Source organism: Nocardioides sp. AN3 (assembly GCF_054653495.1).
Map to the genome: position 1 here is coordinate 39,475 of NZ_BAAIGC010000011.1, position 22,094 is coordinate 61,568.

The 22,094-nt window shown below is 71.6% G+C and carries 19 protein-coding genes; 6 read left to right on the top strand and 13 right to left on the bottom strand.

Annotated elements, in window-relative coordinates; genetic code table 11:
* From ACYQ1K_RS13850 to ACYQ1K_RS13865, 4 genes are all read right to left on the bottom strand, one after another.
* Nucleotides 1–1,029 (bottom strand): DUF4192 domain-containing protein, encoded by a 1,029-nt coding sequence (locus tag ACYQ1K_RS13850; RefSeq protein WP_459983633.1) that lies wholly within the window; start codon nucleotides 1,027–1,029, stop codon nucleotides 1–3.
* 16 nt (nucleotides 1,030–1,045) lie between these two features.
* Nucleotides 1,046–1,435, bottom strand: coding sequence for a single-stranded DNA-binding protein (locus tag ACYQ1K_RS13855; RefSeq protein ID WP_459983635.1), 390 nt, complete (start codon nucleotides 1,433–1,435; stop codon nucleotides 1,046–1,048).
* A 119-nt stretch (nucleotides 1,436–1,554) separates the two neighbouring features.
* On the bottom strand, nucleotides 1,555–1,971 hold the full coding sequence (locus tag ACYQ1K_RS13860) for a hypothetical protein (RefSeq protein WP_459983637.1): 417 nt from the start codon (nucleotides 1,969–1,971) through the stop codon (nucleotides 1,555–1,557).
* A 189-nt stretch (nucleotides 1,972–2,160) separates the two neighbouring features.
* A complete protein-coding gene (locus ACYQ1K_RS13865) occupies nucleotides 2,161–2,616 on the bottom strand; it encodes a hypothetical protein (RefSeq protein WP_459983638.1) in 456 nt (151 codons plus the stop codon).
* A 323-nt stretch (nucleotides 2,617–2,939) separates the two neighbouring features.
* Between ACYQ1K_RS13865 and ACYQ1K_RS13870 the strand changes: the two genes are divergently transcribed.
* The 5 genes from ACYQ1K_RS13870 to ACYQ1K_RS13890 all read left to right on the top strand — a co-directional run bounded on the left by ACYQ1K_RS13870 (nucleotide 2,940) and on the right by ACYQ1K_RS13890 (nucleotide 6,537).
* Complete coding sequence (locus ACYQ1K_RS13870) at nucleotides 2,940–4,544, top strand: ParB/RepB/Spo0J family partition protein (RefSeq protein ID WP_459983639.1); 1,605 nt, start codon at nucleotides 2,940–2,942, stop codon at nucleotides 4,542–4,544.
* 115 nt (nucleotides 4,545–4,659) lie between these two features.
* Nucleotides 4,660–5,664: a DUF932 domain-containing protein gene (locus ACYQ1K_RS13875; protein ID WP_459983641.1), complete on the top strand. Its 1,005-nt coding sequence runs from the start codon at nucleotides 4,660–4,662 to the stop codon at nucleotides 5,662–5,664.
* A gap of 76 nt (nucleotides 5,665–5,740) precedes the next feature.
* Nucleotides 5,741–6,001: a hypothetical protein gene (locus tag ACYQ1K_RS13880; RefSeq protein ID WP_459983643.1), complete on the top strand. Its 261-nt coding sequence runs from the start codon at nucleotides 5,741–5,743 to the stop codon at nucleotides 5,999–6,001.
* 57 nt (nucleotides 6,002–6,058) lie between these two features.
* Nucleotides 6,059–6,289 carry a hypothetical protein gene (locus tag ACYQ1K_RS13885; RefSeq protein WP_459983645.1) on the top strand — a complete coding sequence of 77 codons (231 nt, stop codon included), beginning with the start codon at nucleotides 6,059–6,061 and terminating at the stop codon, nucleotides 6,287–6,289.
* Nucleotides 6,286–6,537 (top strand): hypothetical protein, encoded by a 252-nt coding sequence (locus tag ACYQ1K_RS13890; protein WP_459983646.1) that lies wholly within the window; start codon nucleotides 6,286–6,288, stop codon nucleotides 6,535–6,537. Before ACYQ1K_RS13885 ends, ACYQ1K_RS13890 begins: the two co-directional genes overlap by 4 nt.
* Before the next feature lie 432 nt (nucleotides 6,538–6,969).
* Here ACYQ1K_RS13890 and ACYQ1K_RS13895 read toward each other — a convergent pair whose 3' ends face one another.
* Together ACYQ1K_RS13895 and ACYQ1K_RS13900 are read right to left on the bottom strand one after the other, a co-directional pair.
* The gene (locus ACYQ1K_RS13895; RefSeq protein WP_459983647.1) at nucleotides 6,970–7,431 is read right to left on the bottom strand and encodes a hypothetical protein; all 462 of its coding nucleotides are present in this window, start codon (nucleotides 7,429–7,431) and stop codon (nucleotides 6,970–6,972) included.
* A 46-nt stretch (nucleotides 7,432–7,477) separates the two neighbouring features.
* Complete coding sequence (locus ACYQ1K_RS13900) at nucleotides 7,478–7,864, bottom strand: hypothetical protein (protein ID WP_459983648.1); 387 nt, start codon at nucleotides 7,862–7,864, stop codon at nucleotides 7,478–7,480.
* Nucleotides 7,865–8,176: 312 nt separating this feature from the next.
* Between ACYQ1K_RS13900 and mobF the strand changes: the two genes are divergently transcribed.
* On the top strand, nucleotides 8,177–14,083 hold the full coding sequence (gene mobF, locus ACYQ1K_RS13905) for a MobF family relaxase (RefSeq protein ID WP_459983650.1): 5,907 nt from the start codon (nucleotides 8,177–8,179) through the stop codon (nucleotides 14,081–14,083).
* Between the two features lie 201 nt (nucleotides 14,084–14,284).
* On the opposite strand, the gene ACYQ1K_RS13910 is transcribed toward mobF, so the two are convergent.
* The 7 genes from ACYQ1K_RS13910 to ACYQ1K_RS13940 form a co-directional block, all read right to left on the bottom strand.
* On the bottom strand, nucleotides 14,285–14,986 hold the full coding sequence (locus ACYQ1K_RS13910) for a M48 family metallopeptidase (protein WP_459983652.1): 702 nt from the start codon (nucleotides 14,984–14,986) through the stop codon (nucleotides 14,285–14,287).
* 259 nt (nucleotides 14,987–15,245) lie between these two features.
* Entirely contained in the window at nucleotides 15,246–15,617 is a 372-nt protein-coding gene (locus ACYQ1K_RS13915; RefSeq protein WP_459983653.1) for a hypothetical protein, read from the bottom strand.
* Nucleotides 15,614–16,321, bottom strand: coding sequence for a hypothetical protein (locus tag ACYQ1K_RS13920; protein ID WP_459983655.1), 708 nt, complete (start codon nucleotides 16,319–16,321; stop codon nucleotides 15,614–15,616). Before ACYQ1K_RS13920 ends, ACYQ1K_RS13915 begins: the two co-directional genes overlap by 4 nt.
* Nucleotides 16,318–17,781: a type IV secretory system conjugative DNA transfer family protein gene (locus ACYQ1K_RS13925; RefSeq protein WP_459983657.1), complete on the bottom strand. Its 1,464-nt coding sequence runs from the start codon at nucleotides 17,779–17,781 to the stop codon at nucleotides 16,318–16,320. The genes ACYQ1K_RS13920 and ACYQ1K_RS13925 overlap by 4 nt, the downstream gene beginning before the upstream one ends.
* Nucleotides 17,778–18,065 carry a hypothetical protein gene (locus ACYQ1K_RS13930; RefSeq protein WP_459983658.1) on the bottom strand — a complete coding sequence of 96 codons (288 nt, stop codon included), beginning with the start codon at nucleotides 18,063–18,065 and terminating at the stop codon, nucleotides 17,778–17,780. The genes ACYQ1K_RS13925 and ACYQ1K_RS13930 overlap by 4 nt, the downstream gene beginning before the upstream one ends.
* Nucleotides 18,062–18,664, bottom strand: coding sequence for a hypothetical protein (locus ACYQ1K_RS13935; protein WP_459983660.1), 603 nt, complete (start codon nucleotides 18,662–18,664; stop codon nucleotides 18,062–18,064). The genes ACYQ1K_RS13930 and ACYQ1K_RS13935 overlap by 4 nt, the downstream gene beginning before the upstream one ends.
* Before the next feature lie 88 nt (nucleotides 18,665–18,752).
* Nucleotides 18,753–21,896, bottom strand: a complete 3,144-nt coding sequence (locus ACYQ1K_RS13940; RefSeq protein WP_459983661.1) for a VldE C-terminal domain-containing protein — start codon at nucleotides 21,894–21,896, stop codon at nucleotides 18,753–18,755.
* Between the last annotated feature and the right edge of the window lie 198 nt (nucleotides 21,897–22,094).

The window sequence follows — 22,094 nt, forward strand, 5'->3', positions numbered from 1 at the left end:
TCAGCGGCCTGGCGCGGGGCGGTCGGTGGTGGGCTGGGTGCGTGGCAGGTCCCGCTGCTGCTCGGGAGGCTTCGGCACGAAGGACTCGTCGAGCTCGCTGGCGAGGTCGCGCATCTGGGTCTGGTATCGCTCCCACTCGCGGGGGTGGATGCCGTTCTGCAGGGCGGAGGCGACGATGGCGGCCATGGAGTAGGGCCGGTCGGCCGGCACCTGGTCGAGAGCGCACCAGGCCTTGGCGCCGTCGCCATGCAGCCAGCTGGCGAAGCCGAGCATCGAGGCCGGCGCTGCCCGTACCTCGTCCGGGGCGCGGCGGGTGAGGTCGTTCCACAGCGCCATGTGGGAGGTGTGGTTCTCCCGGGTCATGTCCTCCCAGAGCGCGTCGCGGGTGCCGATCGTCTCCAGCGCGACGAGCATCCGTGCGCCGTCGACGTCGGAGATCCGGTTGCCGTCGGTGTGGAACTGCTCGAGACGGTCCAGTGCCCAGTCCCGCTCGACGGCGGGAGTGCTGCCGGCGGCCGCGGCTCGGGCCGTAGGGATCAGCTGGGCGATCGGTTCCCGGTCACCGACCATGGATGCGGCCAACGAGGCCCGACTGGTCGCCGGCTGGGCGGCGCCGGTCAGCACGGTCGCGGCCGCGATCCGCTCGGCGGTCGCCTGCGTCTGCAGCCCGGTCTGGCCGGTGTTGAACTCGCGCCACCGCTCGCCGTCGGCCCAGAGCCGGATGTGGGTGGTGATGCCCACGGTGTCGAGGCGGTTGGACAGGTGCTGGCTGGCCAGCTCGGCGCTGCGGCGGTCCTCGGTGAAGCAGAGGATCGCCAGGCGTGAGCCGGGGCGAGCGTGGCGGGCGTACGGGCCGCTGAGGGCGTCCCAGACCTGGTCACGGTCGGCGGCCGTCTTCGGGAGGTCGACGCGGGTGAACGGGAGCCCGGGCCGGAAGGGTACGAGGACGATCGACTCCTCGGGCTTGAAGCCGAGGACGTGCGGCACTGCGGCGAGCAGCTCGTCCGGGGACTGTACGACGAGATCCATCGGAACCTCCACGCGGTCAGCTGGCCTGGGCGGGACGGGCGGCGCGCTCGATGCGTGCGGAGACGTACTTGAGCGAGACGCCGACTTCGCCGAAGCGGTTGTCGACGACCACGACGTCCTTGGTGCGCTTCTCGCCGGTCTCCTTGTCCGGCCAGGCCTCGGTGCGCTCGAGGCCGTGGACGAAGATCGGGTCGCCGGATCCGCAGCTGTCGTGCACGTGCGCGGCGGCCGAGCCGAAGATCTTCACGTTGTGGGCGGTGGGCTCGTCGTTGACCCACTCCCCCTCGTCGTTCTGCACGCGCCGGTTGACCAGGACCCGGCAGCTGACGAACGGCTTGTTCTCGCGGGTGTAGAGCAGCTCGGGAGCCTCGGCCAGGTTGCCGGCGAAGGTGACGGTGGTGGACATGACTTCCTCCTTGATGACTGCGAGACGTTCGGTTCGGTCCCGCAGTCACCTAGGTCCCATCAGGGTCCGGGAGCGATCACATCGGCGAACTTGTTCGGATCCGCTCGCGCTCGCGCGGCTCAGCAGGGCACCAGGTAGTCGAAGCGGTACTTGAAGACGACGACGCGGATGCCCTTGTAGGTGGTCCGCCTGACGCCGGAGAGGTGGTACTCCCCGACCCGGCACTCCGCGCTGGCCAAGTGGTAGTTCAGCCGCCACTGCCTGTTGCTGAGCGCCCGGTAGGTCTTCGTCGACCAGCCGCGCTTGACCAGGCAGCCGCGGAAGGTGTGCCGCATGCCGTCGTGGGCGTAGGAGGTGTCGAAGACGCTGTCGGAGGCCCAGATGACCATACGGCAGCCCATGTCCTCGACGGGCACGGCCGCGGACGCGGGTGCGGCCGGCGCCAGGCACAGTGCGGCGGCCATGACGGCGGCGAGAGTGACCAGGACGGCCCTGACAGATGCGCCGCGGCGGTCGCGGTGGGGTGAGCTGGACATGCGTTCCTCCTCGGATTCGGGCGGGACGCAGGACGGGCCCCGCGGTCACCTAGGTCCGCGAAGGGGTCCGGGGCGATCAACGAGGACGCAAAGAAGCGCCCCGACCGGCTCTCGGGTACCGGATCGGGGCGCTGAGAAGCACGCTAGGGGAAGGCGCCGACACAACCCCCGTGCCGGCGCCCGGCTGACCTACCGTGCCGGCCGGCGCCGCGGCGGCCGGTTGCTGAGCTTCTGCGGGGGCGGAGGCAGGTCGCGGCCCAGCCGCCGGCGGGCGGCCTCGGCCGCGGCGATCACCGCCTCCTGGGCGAACGCCGAGCGGGCGAGCATCCGGCCGAGCTCCTGGCGGTCGGCCACGAGTGCGTCTTCGACCGCCTCGATGGTCGAGGCCGGCAGGTCGTGCTTCTTGTTGAAGCTCTTGCGGGTCACGCTAACCAGGGCGGGATGGTTCTCGCCGGCGGCCGCGAGCTCGACCCGTTGCTGTGGTGAGCGTCGGGCGTGCAGCTCGAGCGCCTGGGCGAGCCAGCCGACGAAAGAGCCGGGCGAGTCGACGTCGGTGTCCAGGTCGGCGAGGTAGGCCGATCGGGCGAGGTCCCACACGCCGGGCTTCCAGTAGATCCCGACCGGGATCGTGGTCTGGCTCGTCACCTGAACACTCCCCTGGCCGCGGCCGCCGGCATCGAGCTGCAGCGGCTAACACCAACGCCGCTGCATTCCCGGTCGGGGCCCTGCCTATCCGCTCGCGCAGCCGTTCCCACCCTCGCTCGATTCCTTCCGTTCCAGCCAGCTACGAGGTGCAGCTGCGCCGCGCCGCCGCAGCGGAGTCCGCGCCCGGCGAGGCCGGGGTTATCCCCACCCTCACCGGGTGTCCACCTTTCCACAGGTCCGCCCTGTGGCCCGGTAGGCGTCGGCCCCCGCTGGGAGACTTGGTCTTGTCAGTTCTTTCTATTCTACTCACGGAGGACAGCAGCATGACCGACACCATCCAGACCCCCGCCGAGACCACCGCCGACGAGGCCTCCGACGTCGTTCAGGCCGAGGAGTTCGCGTACCTCGACCCCGCCGCGATCATCATCGGCACCAACGTCCGGACCGACCTGCGGCCCGACCACAAGGAGTTCCGCAAGTCGATCAAGGAACGCGGCGTGATCGAGGCCGTGACCGTATACCGCAACGAGGACGGCCAGCACGTCCTGCTGCGTGGCCAGCGCCGCACCGTCACCGCCGCCGAGGTTGGCACGCCCACCGGTCTGATCCCGGCACGTGTAGTGCCGCAGCCCGCCGACCCCGACCGCATCGGTGACCAGATGGTCGAGAACATCCACCGGGCCGGGATGCGCGAGTCCGAGATCGTCGCGGGCGTGGAGCAGCTGGCCCTGCTCGGCGTGAGCGCCGCGCAGATCGCCAAGCGCACCAGCATCGACCGCCCGACCGTGAACGCCGCCCTGGCGGTCACCAAGGCCGACCAGACCCGCAACCGTCTCGACTCCGGCGACCTGACGTTGGAGGAGGCAGCGTTCTTCGCCGAGTTCGAGCACGACTCGGAGGCCGTCGAGCGCTTGGAGTACGCCATGCGATACCGGCGCTCGCTCGCGCACGAGGCCCAGCGGCTGCGCGACGAGGCCGCCGAGCGCGCCGCCGACGCCGCCGAGGTCGAGCGGCTGCGCGGCGAAGGCCTGCCGGTCCTGACCGCCGAGGAGGTCAGCGAGGCTGAGCAGTCGGGCGAGGTGCTGCGCATCGAACGGCTGGTCACCGAGGACGGCGAGCCGCTGGCCGAGGAGGAGTGGCCCAACGTTCCCGGCGCTCGCGTCCACGTCGTCAAGGAGTGGGTCTACCCCGAGGACGAGTACGACGAGGAGGACGAGGACGGCAGCGACAACCCGGACGGCGAGGACGGAGCCGACGAGGACGGCTACGAGACTGCCGAGCCCTACCAGCAGTACGTCCCGGTGTGGGTCGTCACCGACCTCGCCGCCTCCGGCCTGCGTCGTCGCGGCGGCGGCTCCGGCAGCGGCACCGCCGACAGCACCGCCGACAGCAGCGACGAGGGCGGGGAGGAGGCCGAGGCGCAGCGCGAGCAGCAGCGCCAGGAGCGCCGCCGCGTGATCGCCAACAACAAGGCATGGGCCAGCGCCGAGACCGTGCGCCGCGAGTGGCTGGCGGGGTTCGTGGCCCGCAAGACCGCCCCCAAGGGTGCCGAGGCCCTGATCTGCGAGGCCGTCGTCACCGGCCACCACTCGCTGAGCAAGGCCATGGACCACCGCCACCCGATGCTGTTCACCCTGCTCGGGGTCGAGCGGCCGACCGGCTACTACGGCGCGGGCCACGATGAGTGCCGCAAGATCGCCACCAAGGCGAGCACGCCGAAGGCCGCGACCATGACCACGCTCGCCGCCGTCGTCGCCGCATGGGAGGCCACGACCGGCAAGCACTCGTGGCGCAACCCGACCGCGTGGGACGCCCGCGTGCTCGGCGCGCTCGCGGAGTGGGGCTACCAGCCGGGCGAGGTCGAGCGGATCCTGCTCGGCGAGGAGCAGCAGCCGAGCGCCGAGGACGCCGACGAAAACGCCGCCTGACCCGGCCCCCTCCCCCACCTGAGGGCGGTTCTCCCTGTGGAGAACCGCCCTCAGTGGAATAGAAACCATCGACTGAACTCAGTTCGTTTGATCCGCTACCCGGGAGGACCCCGACATGTCACACGAGATCGAGACCCACGGCACGCAGGCCGCAGCCGTCTTCGCCCGCAAGGACGCCTGGCACCGCCTGGGCACCACCGTCCGCGACCGCGCGTTCACCGCCGAAGAGGCCATGCGGCTCGGCCACCTGGGCGGCTGGGACGTCCGCAAGTTGCCGCTCACCACCGCCGAGGTCAGCGAGGTCGGCGTCACCGCGATCGAGGTCCCCGGCTTCGCCACGGTGCGCACCAACCCGTTCACCGGCGAGCCCGAGGCGCTCGGCGTCGTGGGTGGCGGATACACCCCGCTGCAGAACGAGGACCACGCCGAGTTCCTCAACCTGCTGGCCGACGAGTCCGGTGCGGTCTTCGACACCGCCGGGTCGCTGCGCGGCGGTCGTCAAGTGTTCATCACGATGCAGCTGCCGGACTCGCTCACCGTAGGCGGCACCGACCGCGTCGACCTCAACATCGCCGCGCTCAACAGCCACGACGGGTCCAGCGCGTTCCGCATCCTCGTGACCCCGGTCCGCGTCGTGTGCGCGAACACCCAGAGCGCGGCCCTGCGCAACCACGAGTCGTCGTTCTCAATCCGCCACACCCGCAACGCCAAGGCCGCCGTCCAGGCCGCCCGTGACGCGCTCGGGCTGACCTTCACCTACGTCGACGCGTTCCAGGTCGAGGCGGAGCGGCTGATCCAGCAGGCCATGACCGACGCCGCGTTCGACGCGCTGATCGACGCCACGTTCGGCAAGGCCGAGGCCAGCGCAACCAAGCGTGTGCGCGAGACCGAGCGCCGCCGCCGCTCCCGACTTCACTGGCTCTTCGCCGACGCCGACACGCAGGCCGGCATCCGTGACACCGCGTGGGCCGGCTACCAGGCCGTGGCCGAGTACGTAGACCACTACGCCCCGGTCCGCGCCAAGGGCGACGAGAAGACCGCACGGGCAACGCGGGTGCTCACCAGCGACGACCCCGACCGGATCAAGCGCCGCGCCTGGACCGCGCTCGCACCGGCCTGACCCTCCCGCCAGTTCCTCCGGTGGCGGGCTGCGACCACGAGTCCGGCCCGCCACCGGCCCAACCGAAGGAGGAGCCATGACCGACACGACCATCACCCGCGAGCAGACCGCCCCCGCGGCCGAAGGCGCGACCAGCACCGCGAAGGACCGGCACACCCTCAGCGAGACGGCCTGCGACCTGATCGTCATCGAGCACCGGCTGCGCGACGTACGCCGCTGGACCCCCGAGACCGCCCGCGCCCACCTGGACGCGGCCCTGTCCAGCCTCGCCACCGCGCTGGACGCCCTGCACGCCGAGCACACCCACCGCGCCACCACCGAGCAGGAGCAGTCATGACCGATCACGACGCAGCTGCAACCACGACGACGATCAGCGAGCGCGACCAGCGCCGCCATGACCTCGATGCCCTACGCCGCCAGCAGCCGCGTCCCGAAGCCGTGGACAGCGATGCGCGAGACCGTCACCGCCGACGCGATCGTGGCGTTCCTCGACGGCCTCGCCGAAGTCCTGACCGAGGTCTCGGCCGAGAGCGACAAGCACCGGCGCCGCCTGTTCTCCCTCGAGGCCGACGTCGAGGCGTTCCGCCGCGTCATCGGCACCGCACCCGCCGAGGTGACCCCGTGAACGCGCACATCGAGTGGCTGGCAGCCCGAGAGACCAGCGTCCAGGTGTTCACCCCCGGCGAGGACTGGGTGGGTGCCGGTGAGCACCGCCAGCCGGTCCTGACGCTGGCCGGAGACGACGTGGTCGCCATCCAAGGCACTCCCGCCGAGTTGCGGGCGCTGGCCGCCCGGATCACCGCCGTGGCGACCGCCGCAGCCGGACGGCTCGACCTCGCCGCCGCGACCGCGCGGAAGGACCAGCCAGCATGAGCGACGACGCCACGCTCCGCGACCTGGAGGCGCACGCCACCCCCGGCCCATGGACTCCGGCAGGTGACAAGATCCGCGCCACCGCCGCCGACGCCCTCATCCCGGACAACATCCTCGTCGCCTACGTCGGTGCTCACTGGCAGCGGCTCGGGATCAAGAAGTACCCGCGCGGGGGCGACGTTCCCGAGCACGCGCCCGACGTGGAGTTCATGGCCGCCGCGCGCACCGCGCTGCCCGACCGGCTCGACCGGCTCGATCGCATCCGCGCTCTTCACGCCCAGTGGGGCGAGAGCAGTCGCCAGAGGACGCGGACGGCTACCTCGACCTCTGGGAGACGCTCGGTCGGCTCCTCGACGGCGAGCCAGCCTGACTACGAACCGCAAGGCCGCCCGCAACCCTCGACGGTGCGGGCGGCCTTCTGGGTCGGTCTGGTCACCACAGGGTCAGTTGCTCGCCCAGCAACTCCTGGAGCCGCGCGAGGTCGTCGGCTACGAGCTGCGGGTCCTCACGTGCCAGGTCGCGCAGTTCCCGCGCCCGCCGACGCGGCCCACGCGGGTCGGCCAGCGGGCTGTACGGCAGCCGCCGTTGCACCGACCACTCACGGCGATTCTGCGCCGCGCTCGACACCACGACGTGATCGGGTGCGATCCGCTGGCACAGCGGGTTGTGACAGCGGTGCCCGAGCAGCCGCGCCTCCGCGAGGGCGTCCACGCCGTGCATGACCGCGTACGCGAACCGGTGGGCGACCATCACGCGCCCCGGCGCGTACCAGAACCGGCCATGGCCACCGCCGTCGGTGCGCTCGCGCTCGGACCGGCCAGCCACGGCCCCGGTCCACCACAGGCACTCACTGCCGGGCACCGTGGCGACCTTGACCCGGTAGCGCGTGATCACTGCCGGGTCCGCGATTGCCGCCGCGACCGCCGCGAGGCCGGCGTCATCAAGCCGCCGAACCGGCACCCGCTCCCCCGTTCCCGGCCGCCGCGTCGGGCTCGCGCTCGGCGGCAGCGCCGCCCTCAGGCCCCGCGCCGCCGTCCGGTGCGGCCAGTCGCCGCAGCCGCGTCGCCTCCCGCACGGTAATCGTCTCGCCGCACCACTTGACCGCCTCGCCCAGCGACAGCCCCTCGACCTCGGTCAACTCCCGCAGCGCCTCCCCGGCGCGCTTCTCGGTCTCGGCCACCGCCGCGTCGCGCTCACCGATCGCGACCATGACCTGTTCGGCCAGGTCGATCACCCGGCGCTCGCGCTCCTCGCGCTCCTTGCGCCGCTTCTCGGCCATCTCCCGCGCCGTACGCCGCGCCTGCTGCTTGATCGTCTGCTGACTCATCCGGTCCTCACTCGTGTCGACATGGACTCTGACAGTCACCTACGACAAATCCCGGTCCCCGTGCGATCACCACCGGCCAAGAAACCTTCCGAACCCACCAATCTCGACCCCAGCCAGCCCCGCCCACCTCAGCCAGTCCGAACCCGACGCCCCAGCCGTCACCCACGCCCCTCAGCGTCCCCCAGATTTCCGCGACCTCCCAAGTGCCACACACCTCTTGCATTCTCGGTCAGCCGAATAGAAAGAACACAGCAAGAATCCGGCCGGAAGTGATCGCACCGCACGCCCGCGTGCACGTAGGTGACTGTGACGATGAGCCTCCACAAGCTGACGGCGGGGTCGGGGTACGACTACCTGACCCGCCAGGTCGCAGCGATGGACGCCACCCACAAGGGCCACACCGGGCTGGCGAGCTACTACACCGAGAAGGGCGAGAGCCCCGGCGTGTGGGTCGGATCCGGCATGGAGGGACTCGAAGGGCTCGACGCCGGCGACATCGTCACCGCGGACCACATGGAGAGCCTGTTCGGCTCCGGCCACCACCCGCTGGCCTCCCAGCGGACCAAGGACCTGGACCTGCGCATCGGCCGCGACGGTGTCGACCGGCCGACCGACACCGACTACAAGACGGCCCGCCAGCTCGGCACGCCGTACAAGGTCTACGAGAACGACATCAGCCCGTTCCGGATCGAGGTCGCCAAGCGCATCGCGGCCATCAACGAGGCCGCCGGCCTGCCGGGTGACTGGCCGGTCCCCGCAGCCGACCGGGCCAAGGTCCGCACCGAGGTGGGCACTGAGTTCTTCCGTGCCGAGCACGGCCGCGAGCCCACCGACGCACGAGAGCTGGCCGCCGCGATCGCCAAGCACTCCCGCCCGAAGACCAACGCCGTGGCCGGCTACGACCTGACCTTCTCCCCGGTCAAGAGCGTCTCGGTGCTGTGGGCGATCTCCGACCCGAAGACCGCTGCGGTCATCGAGCGGGCCCACCAGGCGGCCATCAAGGACGCCCTGGGCTTCATCGAGTCCAAGGCACTGTTCACCCGCCGGGGCACCAACGGCGTCCGCCAGGTCGACGTCCGAGGCCTGGTCGCCACGGCGTTCACCCACCGCGACTCCCGTGCCGGCGACCCTGACCTGCACACCCACGTCGCGGTGGCGAACAAGGTCCAGACCCTCGACGGCAAGTGGCTGGCCATCGACGGCCGGCCGCTCCACAAGGCGGTCGTCTCGGCGTCGGAGACCTACAACACCGCGCTCGAGCGGCACTTGGTCGACGCCCTCGGCGTGCGGTTCGAGGAGCGGCCGAACGAGGACGCCCGCAAGCGACCGGTGCGCGAGATCGTCGGCGTCGACCCCGAGCTGAACCGGCGCTTCTCCAAGCGCCGCGCCAACGTCGAGGACCGCCGCAAGATCCTCGCGGCCGCGTTCCAGGCCACCCACGGGCGGCCGCCCACGCCGGTGGAGACCATCCAGCTGTCCCAGCAGGCGACGCTGGAGACCCGCGAGGCCAAGCACGAGCCGCGCTCGCTGGCCGAGCAGCGCGACACCTGGAGCCGTGAGGCCATCGAGGTGCTGGGCACCCCGCAGCGGGTCAAGCAGATGGTCCACGGCGCACTGAACCCGAAGGGCGCAGCGCGGTCGCTGGCCGACTCGGCCTGGTTCGCCAAGACAAGCGACCGGATCGTGTCGACGATGGAGGGAGCCCGGAGCACCTGGCAGTACTGGCACGTCTACGCCGAGGCCCAGCGGCAGGTCCGGTGCGCCAACGTGCCCACCAACCAGGTCTCCCAGGTCGTCGACCTGCTCGTCGGCGAGGTCCTCGACGGCCGCTCGGTGAGCATGGCCCGCCCCTGGGACACCATCAGCGAACCGGTCGAGCTGCGGCGCGCGGACGGGGCCTCGGTCTACACCCAGAGCGGCGCCGAGCTGTTCACCTCCGGCAAGGTGCTGGCCGCCGAGCAACGCCTGGTCGAGGCCGCCGGCCGCCACGACGGGTACGCCGTCGAGGCACCCTCGGTCGACCTGGCGCTGCTGGAGTCGACCGCCAACGGCATCACCCTCAACGCCGGACAGGCCACCCTGGTCAAGGAGATGGCCACCTCCGGCGCCCGCCTGCAACTGGCGATCGCGCCCGCCGGATCCGGCAAGACCACCGCAATGCGAGCCCTGGCCAGCGCCTGGGCTGATGGCGGCGGCACCATCATCGGCCTGGCTCCCTCAGCGGCGGCCGCGGACGCCCTGCGCTCCCAGATCGACACCCAGACCGACACCCTGGCCAAGCTGACCCACTCGCTCCAGGAGGCCCGCGAGTCCGGCGCCGCGATGCCCGCGTGGGTCGCCGGCATCGACTCCTCCACCCTCGTGGTCATCGACGAGGCCGGGATGGCCGACACCCTCTCGCTGGACGCGGCGGTCTCCTACATCCTCGAGCGCGGCGGCAGCGTCCGACTGATCGGCGACGACCAGCAGCTGTCCGCGATCGGCGCCGGCGGCGTGCTGCGCGACATCCGCGCCACCCACGGAGCCCTGCAGCTGACCGAGCTCGTCCGGTTCAAGGACCCCGCCGAGGGCGCCGCCTCGCTCGCGCTGCGCGAGGGCAAGACCGAGTCGCTCGGCTTCTACCTCGACCGCGACCGCGTCCACGTCGGCGACCTGGCCACCATGACCGAGGACGTCTTCGCGGCCTGGCAGGCCGACCGCGCCGACGGGCTGGACTCGATCATGCTCGCTCCCACCCGCGACCTGGTCAGCGAGCTGAACCAGCAGGCCCGCGCGCACCGGCTCGAGGGAATCGACCCGGCCGACGTCGCCGCCAGCGGCCCGGTCCGCCGGCTCGCCGACGGCAACGAGGCCTCGATCGGCGAGCTGATCATCACCCGCGAGAACGACCGCCGCCTGCGGACCTCGGCCACCGACTGGGTGAAGAACGGCGACCGGTGGAACGTGCTGGAGATCCACGACGGCGGCGAGCTCACGGTCCAGCACACCCAGCACGGCCGCACCGTGCGGCTGCCCGCTGACTACGTCGCCCGATCCACCGAACTCGGCTACGCGTGCACCGTGCACACCGCCCAGGGCGTCACCGCCGACACGATGCACGGCCTGGCCACCGGCAGCGAGTCGCGCCAGCAGCTCTACACGATGATGACCCGCGGCGCGCACGCCAACCACGTCTACCTCGAGGTCGTCGGCGACGGCGACCCGCACTCGGTGATCCACCCGACCCTGGTCCGGCCGCTCACGCCGACCGACATCCTCGAGTCGATGCTGGCGCGCGACGACACCCAGCGGTCCGCAACCAGCCTGATCCGCGAGCAGGCCGACCCGGCCACCCGGCTCGGCGAGGCATCCCAGCGCTACCTCGACAGCCTCTACGTCGCCGCCGAGGACCTCCTACGCCACGACACGATCGCCGGCGCCGACGGCACCCCGGTCAACCTGGTCGACGCCCTGGACAACGCCGTCGAGACGCTCGTTCCTGGGCTCGCCGACGAGGCTGCCTGGCCGACCCTGCGAGCCCACCTGCTGCTGCTCGGCGCGGCCGGCGAGAACCCCGTCGACGCACTCCGGGCGGCCGCCGGCGACCGCGAGCTTGAGAGCGCGCACGACCGCGCCGCCGTCCTTGACTGGCGCCTGGACGCCTCGGGCCTGCGCAACGCCGGCGCCGGCCCGCTGCCGTGGATGCCGGCTGTTCCGGCCCGCCTGGCCGAGGACCCGCACTGGGGTGCCTACCTCTCCCAGCGCGCGCACCTGGTCGAGCAGCTTGCCGAGCAGGTCCACACGCGCGCGACCGACGAGGGCGCCCTGCCGGTATGGGCCCAGGACGGTCTGCGGCCCGAGGCCAGCACGGTCGCCGACGTCGAGGTCTGGCGGGCCGCTGTGCAGGTCCCGGTCGACGACCGGCGACCGACCGGTGCACCGCACCTGCAGAAGGCCTCCGCGACCTGGCAGCGACGCCTCAACCGCGCCGTCACCGGCGACCACACGCCGGCCCTCAAGGAATGGCGCCAGCTGCTCTACTCGCTCGCCCCGCAGGTCCGCAACGACGAGTTCACCCCGCTGCTCGCCGAGCGCCTGGCCGCGATGTCGCGCGCCGGCGTCACCGCCCACCAGCTGCTGCGCACCGCCACCGCACCCGACCACCCCGCCGGGCCGCTGCCCGACGAGCACGCCGCGGCGGCCGTGTGGTGGCGCATGGCCCGTCACCTCACCCCGGCCGTGGCCTCCCAGATCGGCGACGGTTCCCACGGTGAGGGCGTCACCACCGAGTGGACTCCGAGGCTCGACGACCTGTTCGGTCCCGAGCGCGCCGCGAGCATCCAGGCCAGCACCTGGTGGCCCGCGCTGGTGGCGAACGTGGACCACGGCGTGCAGCGCGGCTGGCAGGTCGAGGCTCTGCTGGGTGCCGGGCGGGCGATGCCGAGCGACGGCTGGGAGGGCGTCGACGAGTGCCAGGCGCTGGTCTGGCGGACCTCGATCGCGCTGGAGACCGCTCCCGAAGAGCACGCGCACGAGTACCACTTCGACGAGCCGCCCGCAGACCTGTGGGACGGGATCGAGCCGGACCCGGCGACGCTCGTCGACCACGCCACCGACCCCGACTGGGGCGACTGGCCGCTCGCCGAGGACCCCGGCCCGTACGACGAGCACGCGGCCGACGAGCACGTGGTCGACGCCGTCGCTGGCGACCTGGCCGACGTCGACGAGGACCAGTTCGTCGAGCCCGACCTGGCGCTGGCCGCCTACATCCGCGACCTCGGCGGCAACCGACTGGAGCCCACCGACGCCGACCTCCGGCTCATGTACCAGCGGGCCGACGAGTGGCGCTCCTCCCCCGTCTCGCGTGAGCGCATGCTCGAGATCAACGACATGGCGCAGGCCTTCTTCGAGGCCCGGTTCACCGACTCGTGGGGCCGTGACTACCTCACCGGACGGTTCGGCATCGACCTCGCCGGCGACGGGCGGTTCCGCCCCGGTCAGGCGCCGGCCGGGTGGACCCACCTGGTCGACCACCTGCGCGGCCGCGGTGTCAGCGACACCGAGATGGTGGCCACCGGCGTCGCCACCGAGGCCAGTACCGGCCGCCTCATCGACCGGTTCCGCGACCGGGTCATGTTCCCGGTCATCCACCAGGGCGAGGTGCTCGGCTTCGTCGGCCGCCGCCGGCCCGACCTCACCGACGCCGACAAGGGCGGCCCGAAGTACCTCAACACCTCCGACACCCCGCTGTTCCACAAGGGCGCCCAGCTGTTCGGCGTCGTCGACGAGCTGCTCGCCGAAGGCGCTGTCCCCGTGATCGTCGAGGGCCCGATGGACGCCTTGGCGGTTACGCTCGCCAGCCACGGCCTCTACCTCGGCGTGGCACCGCTCGGCACGTCGCTGACCGACGAGCAGGCCGCCCAGTTGGCAGCGGTGGGCCGCGACCCGATCGTGGCCACCGACGCCGACCTCGCCGGCCAGGTCGCGGCCGAGCGCGACTTCTGGATGCTTACCCCGCACGGCCTCGACCCCGGCTACGCCCGGTTCCCCGACGGCCTCGACCCCGCCGACCTGCTCGCCCAGCGCGGGCCCGCCGCGCTCACTGCCGCGCTGGCCAGCGGACAGCCCGCCTTCCGCTCGCTTGGCGACCAGCTGCTCACCGAGCGGCTCGACAACCTCGCCCCCGAGCAGGCGCGCGTGGCGGCCATGAGGATCCTCTCGGCCCGTCCCAGCCGCGCCTGGGAGCCGGGCGTGAACCAGGTCCACGCCCGCCTGCAGCTCTCCCAGCTGCAGGCGCGACGCGACCTACGCGACGCCGTCAAGACCTGGGACGCCGACCCGCGCAAGGCGGCGCTGGCCGAGCTCCACAAGAGCAGCGAGGTTCGCGCCCGCCTCGTTGCCGCGGCCGAGAAGACGCCCGCCGAGCGGTGGGCTCCGCTGGCTCGCGAGCTCGACTCGCGTCTGCTCGAGCAGGGCGACTGGCCGGCCACCGCGGCGATGCTGCAGGAGGCCCACGAGCAGGGTCACGACGTCGCCGCTGCCACGCGCGGCCTGGTCGCTGAGAAGCCGCTGGGCGACAGCCCGGCGCGCGACCTGCGCTACCGGATCGTGTCTCGCCTCGAGATCCCGATCGACACCGGCGAGGGCAGCGCGGCACCGCCCCGGTCGCAGGGTGCGGCCCGCGACCGGCAGGACGCGAATGGTCCGCGGCCGCCTCGCCGCGGCACCCCTCGCCGCTGAAGTTCGAGCCACGACCGCGGTCGATCGCTAGCCTTGGGGCGGCCCCGTCCCCAGCCCGATCAAGGTGCCATGCCCGACACGAGCAAGGGCGACGAGCTGGGCTGGCCATCGGCGTTCCGGGCCAAGGATCGTCCGCCTGCTGGCGAAAGAGGGAGTGCTGACCTACGGGTCGCTGGCCGTGGCAGAACGAAGCGGCGAGAGCTAGTCGGTCTGCTGGTCGACCAGGTGTCGCCGCATCGCTGCGAGCCGGGCCTGGGGGGCCGGGTGCGTCGCGAACCAGCGGCGCTCGAACTGCGCCCAGGCGCGGCCGAGACCACCGCTGGTCGGGGGCTTGGTGACGTTCTCCTCGTAGAACCTCATCAGCTCGGCGGCTGCCTCGAGGTCGCGGGTCAGGTCGACGGCGAACAGGTCGGCGGCGATCTCTTCGCGCCGGTCGAACGCGACCTGGAGACCGAGGAAGGCCACTGCGGCGCTCGTCGTCGCCAACGTCGCCGGCCCCGCCAGCTGGGGCGCGGCGAGGAAAGCCGTGGCGGTGAGCCCTCCGCCGGCCAGCATCAGAGCCAGGTAGCCGACCAGCCAGCCGTAGCGCGCCGCGGCCGAGGAGTTCTCACGTCGGACGACGTGGCCGAGCTCGTGCGCGGCCAGGCTTTGAAGCGCCGTACGGCTCAGGCCGGTGAGTGCGGCCTGAGCGAACACCACGGTGGCAGGGTGCCCGGACCAGAACCGGGTCACGGCCAGGCCACCATCGCCCGCGCGGCGTGGGTCGTCACCGGTGGGCGTCCCGAGGTAGGCGACGACGTCGGTCGCCGGAGGCGCGACGTTCGCCAGCGCGGCGGCGGCCGCCATCGCCGCGGCGGCCTTAGCCTGCAGGCCCTCGTCGGCCAGGGCAGCGTGGCTGCGCATGCGCCAGCTGGCGGACCAGGACTAGAGCGCCTTCGCCAGCGCTGCGACCACCAGGAAGGCGCCGCCGAGGTAGGCGATCGCCACGATGAGGAGGAGCGCTGAGGTCATCCGATCGGGCCGTTCTATGCCTGGCCGTCGGCCGCGGCGAGCGCGCTCAGAATCGCTCCCTGACAATCAGACGGGTCGGGAGTGCCCACGAGGCGGGGTTCCGCGTCTCTCAGAAGCGCTGTGAGGCCAGTTCGAGCCCGTCGCGGCCGCTTCATCGCGATGGAGTGGGCGTGAGCTCTACGTCCGTGGTCGGCGACGTCGACGGGATCGCGCGGTCCTCCGCCGCTCGGCCGCGTGCGGCTGTCGCCGGCTCCTCGAGGTCCTCGCCCGCTGCCTCGAGCTGCTGCCGCTGCTCCTCGGTGCTCGGCACGCCGTAGCGGCGTTCGGCCATCGCCTCGACCTGCGCGACGGCACTCCACACATGCTCGCCGGAGGCGTGGGAGTAGCAGGCGTTGACGTGCTCGCGTGCGTGGCCGAGCTCCTTCTTGCTCGAGCGCGGGTGCTCGCCGAGCGCCTTGAGTGCGCGCTGGGCGCGCTGGATCGCCTCGGAGCGTTCCTTCACGTGCATCGTTGCCTGTGTCATTCCCTCGGTCCCTTCTCGGTGCGGGTGCGCGGCCCGGCGCCGCCCATCTCGTCGTCGTGGATTTCGCCGGTGTCGAGGTCGACCAGGCCCAGCCGCGGCGGGCCTGCCGGGGCGGGCGGCTGTTCGTGGGCCTGGCGGTTGACGGGCAGGGCGTCGATGTCGTGGGCGAAGGTGTTCTCGCGTCGCTGGCGGCTGGCGTCGGCCAGGTGCTCGTTGTGGCGCGGCTTGGCTGGCCAGCTCTTGTGCTCGTCGTCGCAGTGCGCGCGCAGCCTGTTGCGCATGCGGTCGGTGAACGCCGTCAGGCAGTAGCGGTGCCACTCCTCAAGCGCGTCGCTGGTCAGCGCCAGGCCGGCCCGTCGGCGCTGGTCGGCCAGAACGGCGATCTCGTGGACCAGGTGCGGGTGCAGGGGCCAGCAGCTGGGGATGAGGCCGGACACGTCCCAGGTGTACTCGCGGTTGAGCCAGATCACGACGTCCTCGAGCCACTCCCACAGGTCGTGACGCAGCTCGGGGTCCAGGCAGGTTGCCGGTTCCCAGGGCCGCGGCAGCAGCGCGTGGTTGCCCAGCGCCTTCTTCTGTTCCTCGGTGCCGTTGATGGCGATGTGGAGCTCGCGGTAGGCCAGCCGGACGTGGTCGCCGGCGACGGGGAACGGGAAGACCATCAGTGTGGGCGCCGCCCGGCGGGTCTGCTGCTCGGTGGTCACAGGTCACTCCTTGTGTGGTCGTTCTCGTCGTCGACGAAGCCGAGGCGGCGGGCCTCGACGAGCGCGGCGGTGGCGCGGGCCTCGGGGGTGATGACCATGCGCCGGTCGTTGGTCAGGCGCGCGCGCAGCGCCCGCTGGTCGGCCAGGAGCCGTTCGCCGGCCTTGCCTTCGACGCAGCGGTGCAGCTTGGCGATGATCGGCTTGCCGTTCTCGGCGATCACCAGGGCTTGGCGCTCGGGCAGCTGGCGGACTTCCTCGGGCCGCATGATCGCGATGTCGTCGCCCTCGTACCCGCCCCCGCTGCCGCGGTGGGTGCGTCGACCGATCCGGACCTGGCCGAGGAGGTCGGAGATCTCCTGGTTGAAGGCGACGTCCTTGGAGCCGCCGAACATCACCAGGGTGTTGGTGAGGCCGAGCAGCGCGCGAGCCTCGTGCTCGCCGAAGATGCTGGTCAGCTGGGGACGGGTCTGTGCGGCCCAGATGAACGACAGCCCCAGTGCACGCTCGTTGGCCATCCGGGTGCGCAGCGTGGGAAGCGGCGCGGTCGAGGGCAGCTCGTCGAGCACCGAGACCAGGGGCGGGCACAGCCGGCCTCCCCACGGGGAGCTGTTGGCCAGCAGTAGGCCGGTGTCCAAGACGTGCTCTGCCACGGCGGTCATCAGCGGGCTGGCCGAGGCGTACGGGTCCTCGCGGCCGAGCAGGTAGATGGTGCCGCGACGGCGGATCACGTCGGCCAGGTCCGTGGCGGGATGGCCGGGGCTGGGGATGCACCGGCGACGGATGTCGGCTTGGAAGAACAGCGACACCGCCTGCTGCACCGTGGTGACGGTGTTGCCGGCGGTGCGGTCGTCGCCGTTCAGGGCTCCGTGCAGAAGGCCGTGCCAGAAAGGCTCGGCATGCGGGTGTCGGCGCAGGATCTCCATCGGCTGGGTGGCTGCGGCAGGGTTCGCGACCCACTGCAACACGTCCTCGAGCGTCTTGCCGGTCAACGCCGCGGCGTGGAAGTAGCCCTGCAGCACCTTGGCGGACTCGGCGGCGTAGAACCGTGCAGCGTCATCGCCGGTCCCGCCCGTGATCGCTCCCTTGACGGTGCCGGCGGTGAACGCCTTGGCGCGCCGCTCGGCCACCTTGGGGTCGACGCAGCCGGCGATCGGGTCCCAGATCAGCTCGTCGACGACGCCCTCGGCCAGGCCGAAGGGGTCGAGCACCACGCAGGGCCGATCGTTCCGGGAGCGCTCGGTGAGGCTGAGCAGCAGGTCCTCGACCTTCGTCAGCGTCACCAGGGCGGCACCCGGTGCACCGAGCAGCGCCGGGGTGAGCAGGTCGAGGGTCTTGCCGGATCCCTGCGGGCCGATCACGCCGGCGGTGCGGTCCCAGGGCACCCACAACTCGCCACCTCGCGGCTCGTGGGCATTGCCGATGCGCCAGCCCACGTCCCAGGGATCGAACCGAAGCTTCATCGCGTCACCTCCGGGATCGTGTCCCCGCACGGAGCCAGGCACCGGCGGCAGATCACCTCGCGGCCCTGCCGCTCCTCCGCTCGCCGGCCGAGGACCGGGAAGGTGAGGTCGGACAGGAGGTCCCGCCCCTCCCCCACGAGCTCTACGGGTCCGGTGGACACGTAGTAGTGGCTCTCGACGAGGATGGGGCGGTGGCCGCGGCGGCGACAGATGATGCCGCCCAGACGGCGGCGGCCGCGGCTTCGCAGGGTCGGGCGGCCTCGCAGTGAGGTCTCGTTGCTCATCGGTGTTCCTTCGTTCGGCGGCCATCCAGGAGCCACGGGCTGAGGCCGTGGCCCAGATGTGGGCCGGGTTGTTCGGTGCGGTCGCCGGCTGCGCGCTGGACCGGTGCCGGTGCTCCGGGGGCGTGCTTGCCGTAGAGGTCCGGGCGGACGATGCCGGCGACCTTGCGGAGCCGGGTCACGCCGAGCAGCTTCTCTGCCTCGGCTGCGGTCGCCATGCCGCGCATGCGGCCCGAGCCCCAGCGCTGGCAGGCCCAGACGCCGAGCCAGATCGTCGCTGCCAGCAGCGCGAGCTCAGTCAGGGCGAGGCTGCCCCAGACCAGGCCTCGGCCGGCCAGGTCGTCGGGAGCGGGGGTGGGCAGCCCGGCTTCGGCGTTGCCGCCCAGAACGCCGGGCAGGCTGGTCCAGAAGGCGGTGCCGATGGGCGAGGGAAACGTGCCGGCGTTGGCGTCGGGCCAGGTCCATCCGGCTCCGGCGACCAGGTTGGCTACTGATCGTCCGAGCTGGATGCCGGCGACGATGACGAACAGGGTCGCCAGCGTCACCGCCAGGGGGACCTCCCAGGTCCACGGGTAGGGGTCTCGTCGTCGCTCGCGCTGCATCGGGGTGGCCACCTCCAGGCGGTCGTGGGTCGTAGGGCCTCGCTGGTCACCTATGTGACGTCAGGGCTTCGGTGCGATCACAGGGCCATCAGATTGGGCGGCTCGGGGGCGATGCGTTCTCTGTGAGCCAGGTCGAGGGGTCGACGTTGTCGGGGCCGTAGATGGAGCCGTTCTTGAGGTGGACCTCGAAGTGGAGGTGGCAGCCGGAGACGTTGCCCTCCTTGCCGACCTGCCCGATCGGCTCGCCGGCGGCGACCGTCTGGCCTCGGCTCACGGTGACGGTCTGCATGTGGGCGTACCAGGTGGTCAGGGATCCGGCGCCGGTGGTGACCTTGACCAGCTGAGGCCCAGCCCAGGAACGCTGCGTGGTGTCGATCTCGATGGTGCCGGCGTGGGCGGCGTAGACGGTGGTTCCGCAGGGTGCGGAGAAGTCGGTGCCGGTGTGCCACTTGGACCAGTAGGGGCCGGTCTCGTGCCAGTTGTGGTTGTCGGTCCCGACGTACTGCGCGGGCACCGGATAGACGACCTCGTCGCAGGAGGCGCCCTCGAGGCCGACCGGCTGGACCGAGGCGCCGGGCTTGACGTTGATGTGCACGTGGTCGAGGTGGTTCTCGGTAGCGCTGCCGCGGTCCTCCATCGGCCGCCAGCCCTCGCCGGCGCGGGCGACCGACCAGATCCGCTGGTACCAGATGATGTAGTCGATGCCGAGCTTCTGGGCATTGGCCTTGGCGTAGGTGGCGAGGCGATCGCCCTGCGCGCGGCCCGCCGCGTTGAGCGGCACCATGAAGTCGGCCGCCAGACCTGCCGGGTGGCCGTTGGGGTCGGTAGCGCTCTCGCGGTAGCCGCCGACGGTCTTGATGTCGAACATGGGGCCGAGGATGTTGACCAGCTGGGTCAGCTGGGGCTTGACCGGACCGAGGTTGTAGCTGGTGTCGGTGGCCACGGCGCACCCGGCGCTGCTGCCGGCGGTGGTGGCGGTCACGAGAGGGTGGTCGGCGATCTTGTTGGCCTTGGTGCTGTTGTCGACCTGGGCGCCGGCCCAGGTGAGGTTGGCCCCGTAGACGTGGTCGATCGGCGCATCCTGCTTGGGCTTCTTGCAGGGCTCGGCCGAGCCACCGAAGGCGTTGCTCAGCTCGGGGGTCAGCGCGCAGTGCGAGGAGTTGTTGCCGTCCTCGCCGTCGTTGAAGTCGCCGAGGATGATGGCCGGGGTGCCGGTGCCGGCGAGCTCGGTCATGGTGGCGGCCTGGCGGCGCAGCGCTTCCTTGCGGTGCGCCGCGGCGTTGCCGTGGGTGTTGGCGGGGTTGTGGATGCTCCAGACCCAGATCACCTGCCCGGCGCTGGGGCCGTCGGCCTTGCCGGTCAGCTGGACCAGCGGCATGCCGACGTCATGGCCGTTGAAGTAGGGGATGTTGACGAGGCGGGCGTCGGTCTGGTTCCACTCGTTGCGGTCCCAGATGACCCGGTTCTGTGCCTTCCCGCTGGCCGGGTAGATCCCCCACTTGGCGGCGTACTGGTTCTCCAGGGCCTTGGCCTGCGGTCCGTGCACCTCCTGGAGGCCGGCGATGGTGACGCCGGCGTTCTCGATCGTGCGCATGGCGCCGGGCAGGCGCTTGTCCCAGGTGTCGTATCCGGGCCGCTCTCCCGGCTTGTCGGTGTGGCCGGCGCCGAGCAGGTTGAGGGTGCCGACCGTGATCGGGTTGACGGTGTCGTTCTGGCAGTTGGAGACGTTGGTGGTGGAGCCGTCGTTGGGGAGGTCGGGAAGGTCGCCGCCGAGCAGGTCGGTGATGTCGCCGGCGACGTTCTCCCACTGGGCGTAGGCGTCGGGGTAGCCGGAGCGCTGCACGGCCTGGGCGGCCTGGGTGAGCGGCATGTTCTGCCAGCCGGGGATGTCGAGGAGGCCGGGGTTGCCGGTGTGCTGGGCCTCGCCGAAGAAGGCCCGCGCGGCGAGCACCGGGTTGGTGACCTCGGCGCGGCTGCCCCAGCCGGCCGAGGGGCGCTGCTGGAACAGGCCGCCGGAGTCGCGGTCGCCGCCGGTGAGGTTGACCAGCTTGGACTCCTGGATCGCGGTGGCGATCGCGATCTGCAGCCCGTAGCGGGGAATCTCGAGGTCGCGGGCGACCTGGGCGATGGTGATCGCGTTGCGGGCCTGCTCGGCCGTCATGGTCGGGTAGTTGGACGCGAACCGCAGGCGCATCAGCTGGGCGAGCACGTCGCCGGCCGGCGGCTCGGCCTTCCGTGCGGTGTGCGCCGCGGGCACAGTCCCACCGGTCGTGGTGGTGGTCTCCGGGGTCGTCTCCGGGCCGGCGCCGTTCATCGCGATGCGAGCCGAGAGCCAGTGGTGGTCCGACACCATCGTGCCGTCCCAGCCCTGCTCGAGGCGGGCGCCCTGGTGGTGGGGGAAGAAGATGAAGTCGACGCCGTGGTTGTGCCAGCCGTAGCCGGCAGCCTTCATCTTCGCGGCCGCCGTCCAAGGGATGTCGGTGTAGGAGGCCTGGGTGTTCATGTCGCCGCCGATCAGCACCGGGCCGTGGGCGGCCAGGGAGTTGCGCAGCTGCAGCAGGATGTCCATGCCGGCGCCGTACTGCTGGGGCCGGGTCAGCGGCGGGTTGCCGTGCTGCTTCGGCCAGCGGTGCGGGTTGGTCATGTGGTGGGTGGAGACCACCGAGACCACGGCGCCGTCGGGGCGGCGCAGCATCACCCACGTCGCGAAGCGGTCCCAGGTGACGGGGCGGCCGTCGTAGAAGGTCTTGTCGTCGTCGACGAGCTGGACCCGGCCGCCGTTGACCTTCGTCCAGGTCGAGCTCTTCCAGAGCACGACGTTGCCCATGGCCTGCTCGGCACCGGCGCCGGTGCCGGCGGCTGCCTCCACCCGGAAGGCGGAGTAGCCGGGAGCAGCTGCTTCGATCTGCGCCAGGCTCCAGCCGCCGGCCTCGTTGAGGGTGACGAACTCCGGGTTCTTGGACAGCACCTTGGGCATCGAGGCCCGGAACCCGTCGAGGCCGGAGCGGCGCGGGATGTTGGCCTGCGCCATGGTGATTTTGCCCTTGACCGGGCCGCCCACCGGGCCGTCGATGGCACCGAGGTCACCGAGCTCGGTGGGTCCGGTCTGGTTGGTCTGCGTGCGGCACTCGGCGGCCGCGGTGGTGCTCATCACCACCATCAAGCTGACGAGGAGCGGAAGCCCCATGAAGATGATCAGGACGGGCAGTCCCGCGAGGAGCAGCTTCTTCATGACAGGTCAGTCCCGAGATCGCGCGCGCTTCAGGCGGCTGTCTCTAGGAACTCAGGTTCGATCGGACGCCCGGAGGCCCTGATCTGAGTTCGTGCAGGTCGTGCCGGTTCGACACTCGTCAGCACTTGAATTGAAGACTCGTCACTCTGGCTGATGGTTTCGATGTACTGTCGACGCATGATCGTCTCGCTTGAAGAT

Excerpts from the sequence above, each read along its gene's own strand:
- ACYQ1K_RS13850 (WP_459983633.1), bottom strand. The coding sequence starts at position 1,029 with ATGGATCTCGTCGTACAGTCCCCGGACGAGCTGCTCGCCGCAGTGCCG.
- ACYQ1K_RS13855 (WP_459983635.1), bottom strand. The coding sequence starts at position 1,435 with ATGTCCACCACCGTCACCTTCGCCGGCAACCTGGCCGAGGCTCCCGAG.
- ACYQ1K_RS13860 (WP_459983637.1), bottom strand. The coding sequence starts at position 1,971 with ATGTCCAGCTCACCCCACCGCGACCGCCGCGGCGCATCTGTCAGGGCC.
- ACYQ1K_RS13870 (WP_459983639.1), top strand. The coding sequence starts at position 2,940 with ATGACCGACACCATCCAGACCCCCGCCGAGACCACCGCCGACGAGGCC.
- ACYQ1K_RS13875 (WP_459983641.1), top strand. The coding sequence starts at position 4,660 with ATGTCACACGAGATCGAGACCCACGGCACGCAGGCCGCAGCCGTCTTC.
- ACYQ1K_RS13880 (WP_459983643.1), top strand. The coding sequence starts at position 5,741 with ATGACCGACACGACCATCACCCGCGAGCAGACCGCCCCCGCGGCCGAA.
- ACYQ1K_RS13885 (WP_459983645.1), top strand. The coding sequence starts at position 6,059 with ATGACCTCGATGCCCTACGCCGCCAGCAGCCGCGTCCCGAAGCCGTGG.
- ACYQ1K_RS13900 (WP_459983648.1), bottom strand. The coding sequence starts at position 7,864 with ATGAGTCAGCAGACGATCAAGCAGCAGGCGCGGCGTACGGCGCGGGAG.
- mobF (WP_459983650.1), top strand. The coding sequence starts at position 8,177 with ATGAGCCTCCACAAGCTGACGGCGGGGTCGGGGTACGACTACCTGACC.
- ACYQ1K_RS13910 (WP_459983652.1), bottom strand. The coding sequence starts at position 14,986 with ATGCGCAGCCACGCTGCCCTGGCCGACGAGGGCCTGCAGGCTAAGGCC.
- ACYQ1K_RS13915 (WP_459983653.1), bottom strand. The coding sequence starts at position 15,617 with ATGACACAGGCAACGATGCACGTGAAGGAACGCTCCGAGGCGATCCAG.
- ACYQ1K_RS13925 (WP_459983657.1), bottom strand. The coding sequence starts at position 17,781 with ATGAAGCTTCGGTTCGATCCCTGGGACGTGGGCTGGCGCATCGGCAAT.
- ACYQ1K_RS13930 (WP_459983658.1), bottom strand. The coding sequence starts at position 18,065 with ATGAGCAACGAGACCTCACTGCGAGGCCGCCCGACCCTGCGAAGCCGC.
- ACYQ1K_RS13935 (WP_459983660.1), bottom strand. The coding sequence starts at position 18,664 with ATGCAGCGCGAGCGACGACGAGACCCCTACCCGTGGACCTGGGAGGTC.
- ACYQ1K_RS13940 (WP_459983661.1), bottom strand. The coding sequence starts at position 21,896 with ATGAAGAAGCTGCTCCTCGCGGGACTGCCCGTCCTGATCATCTTCATG.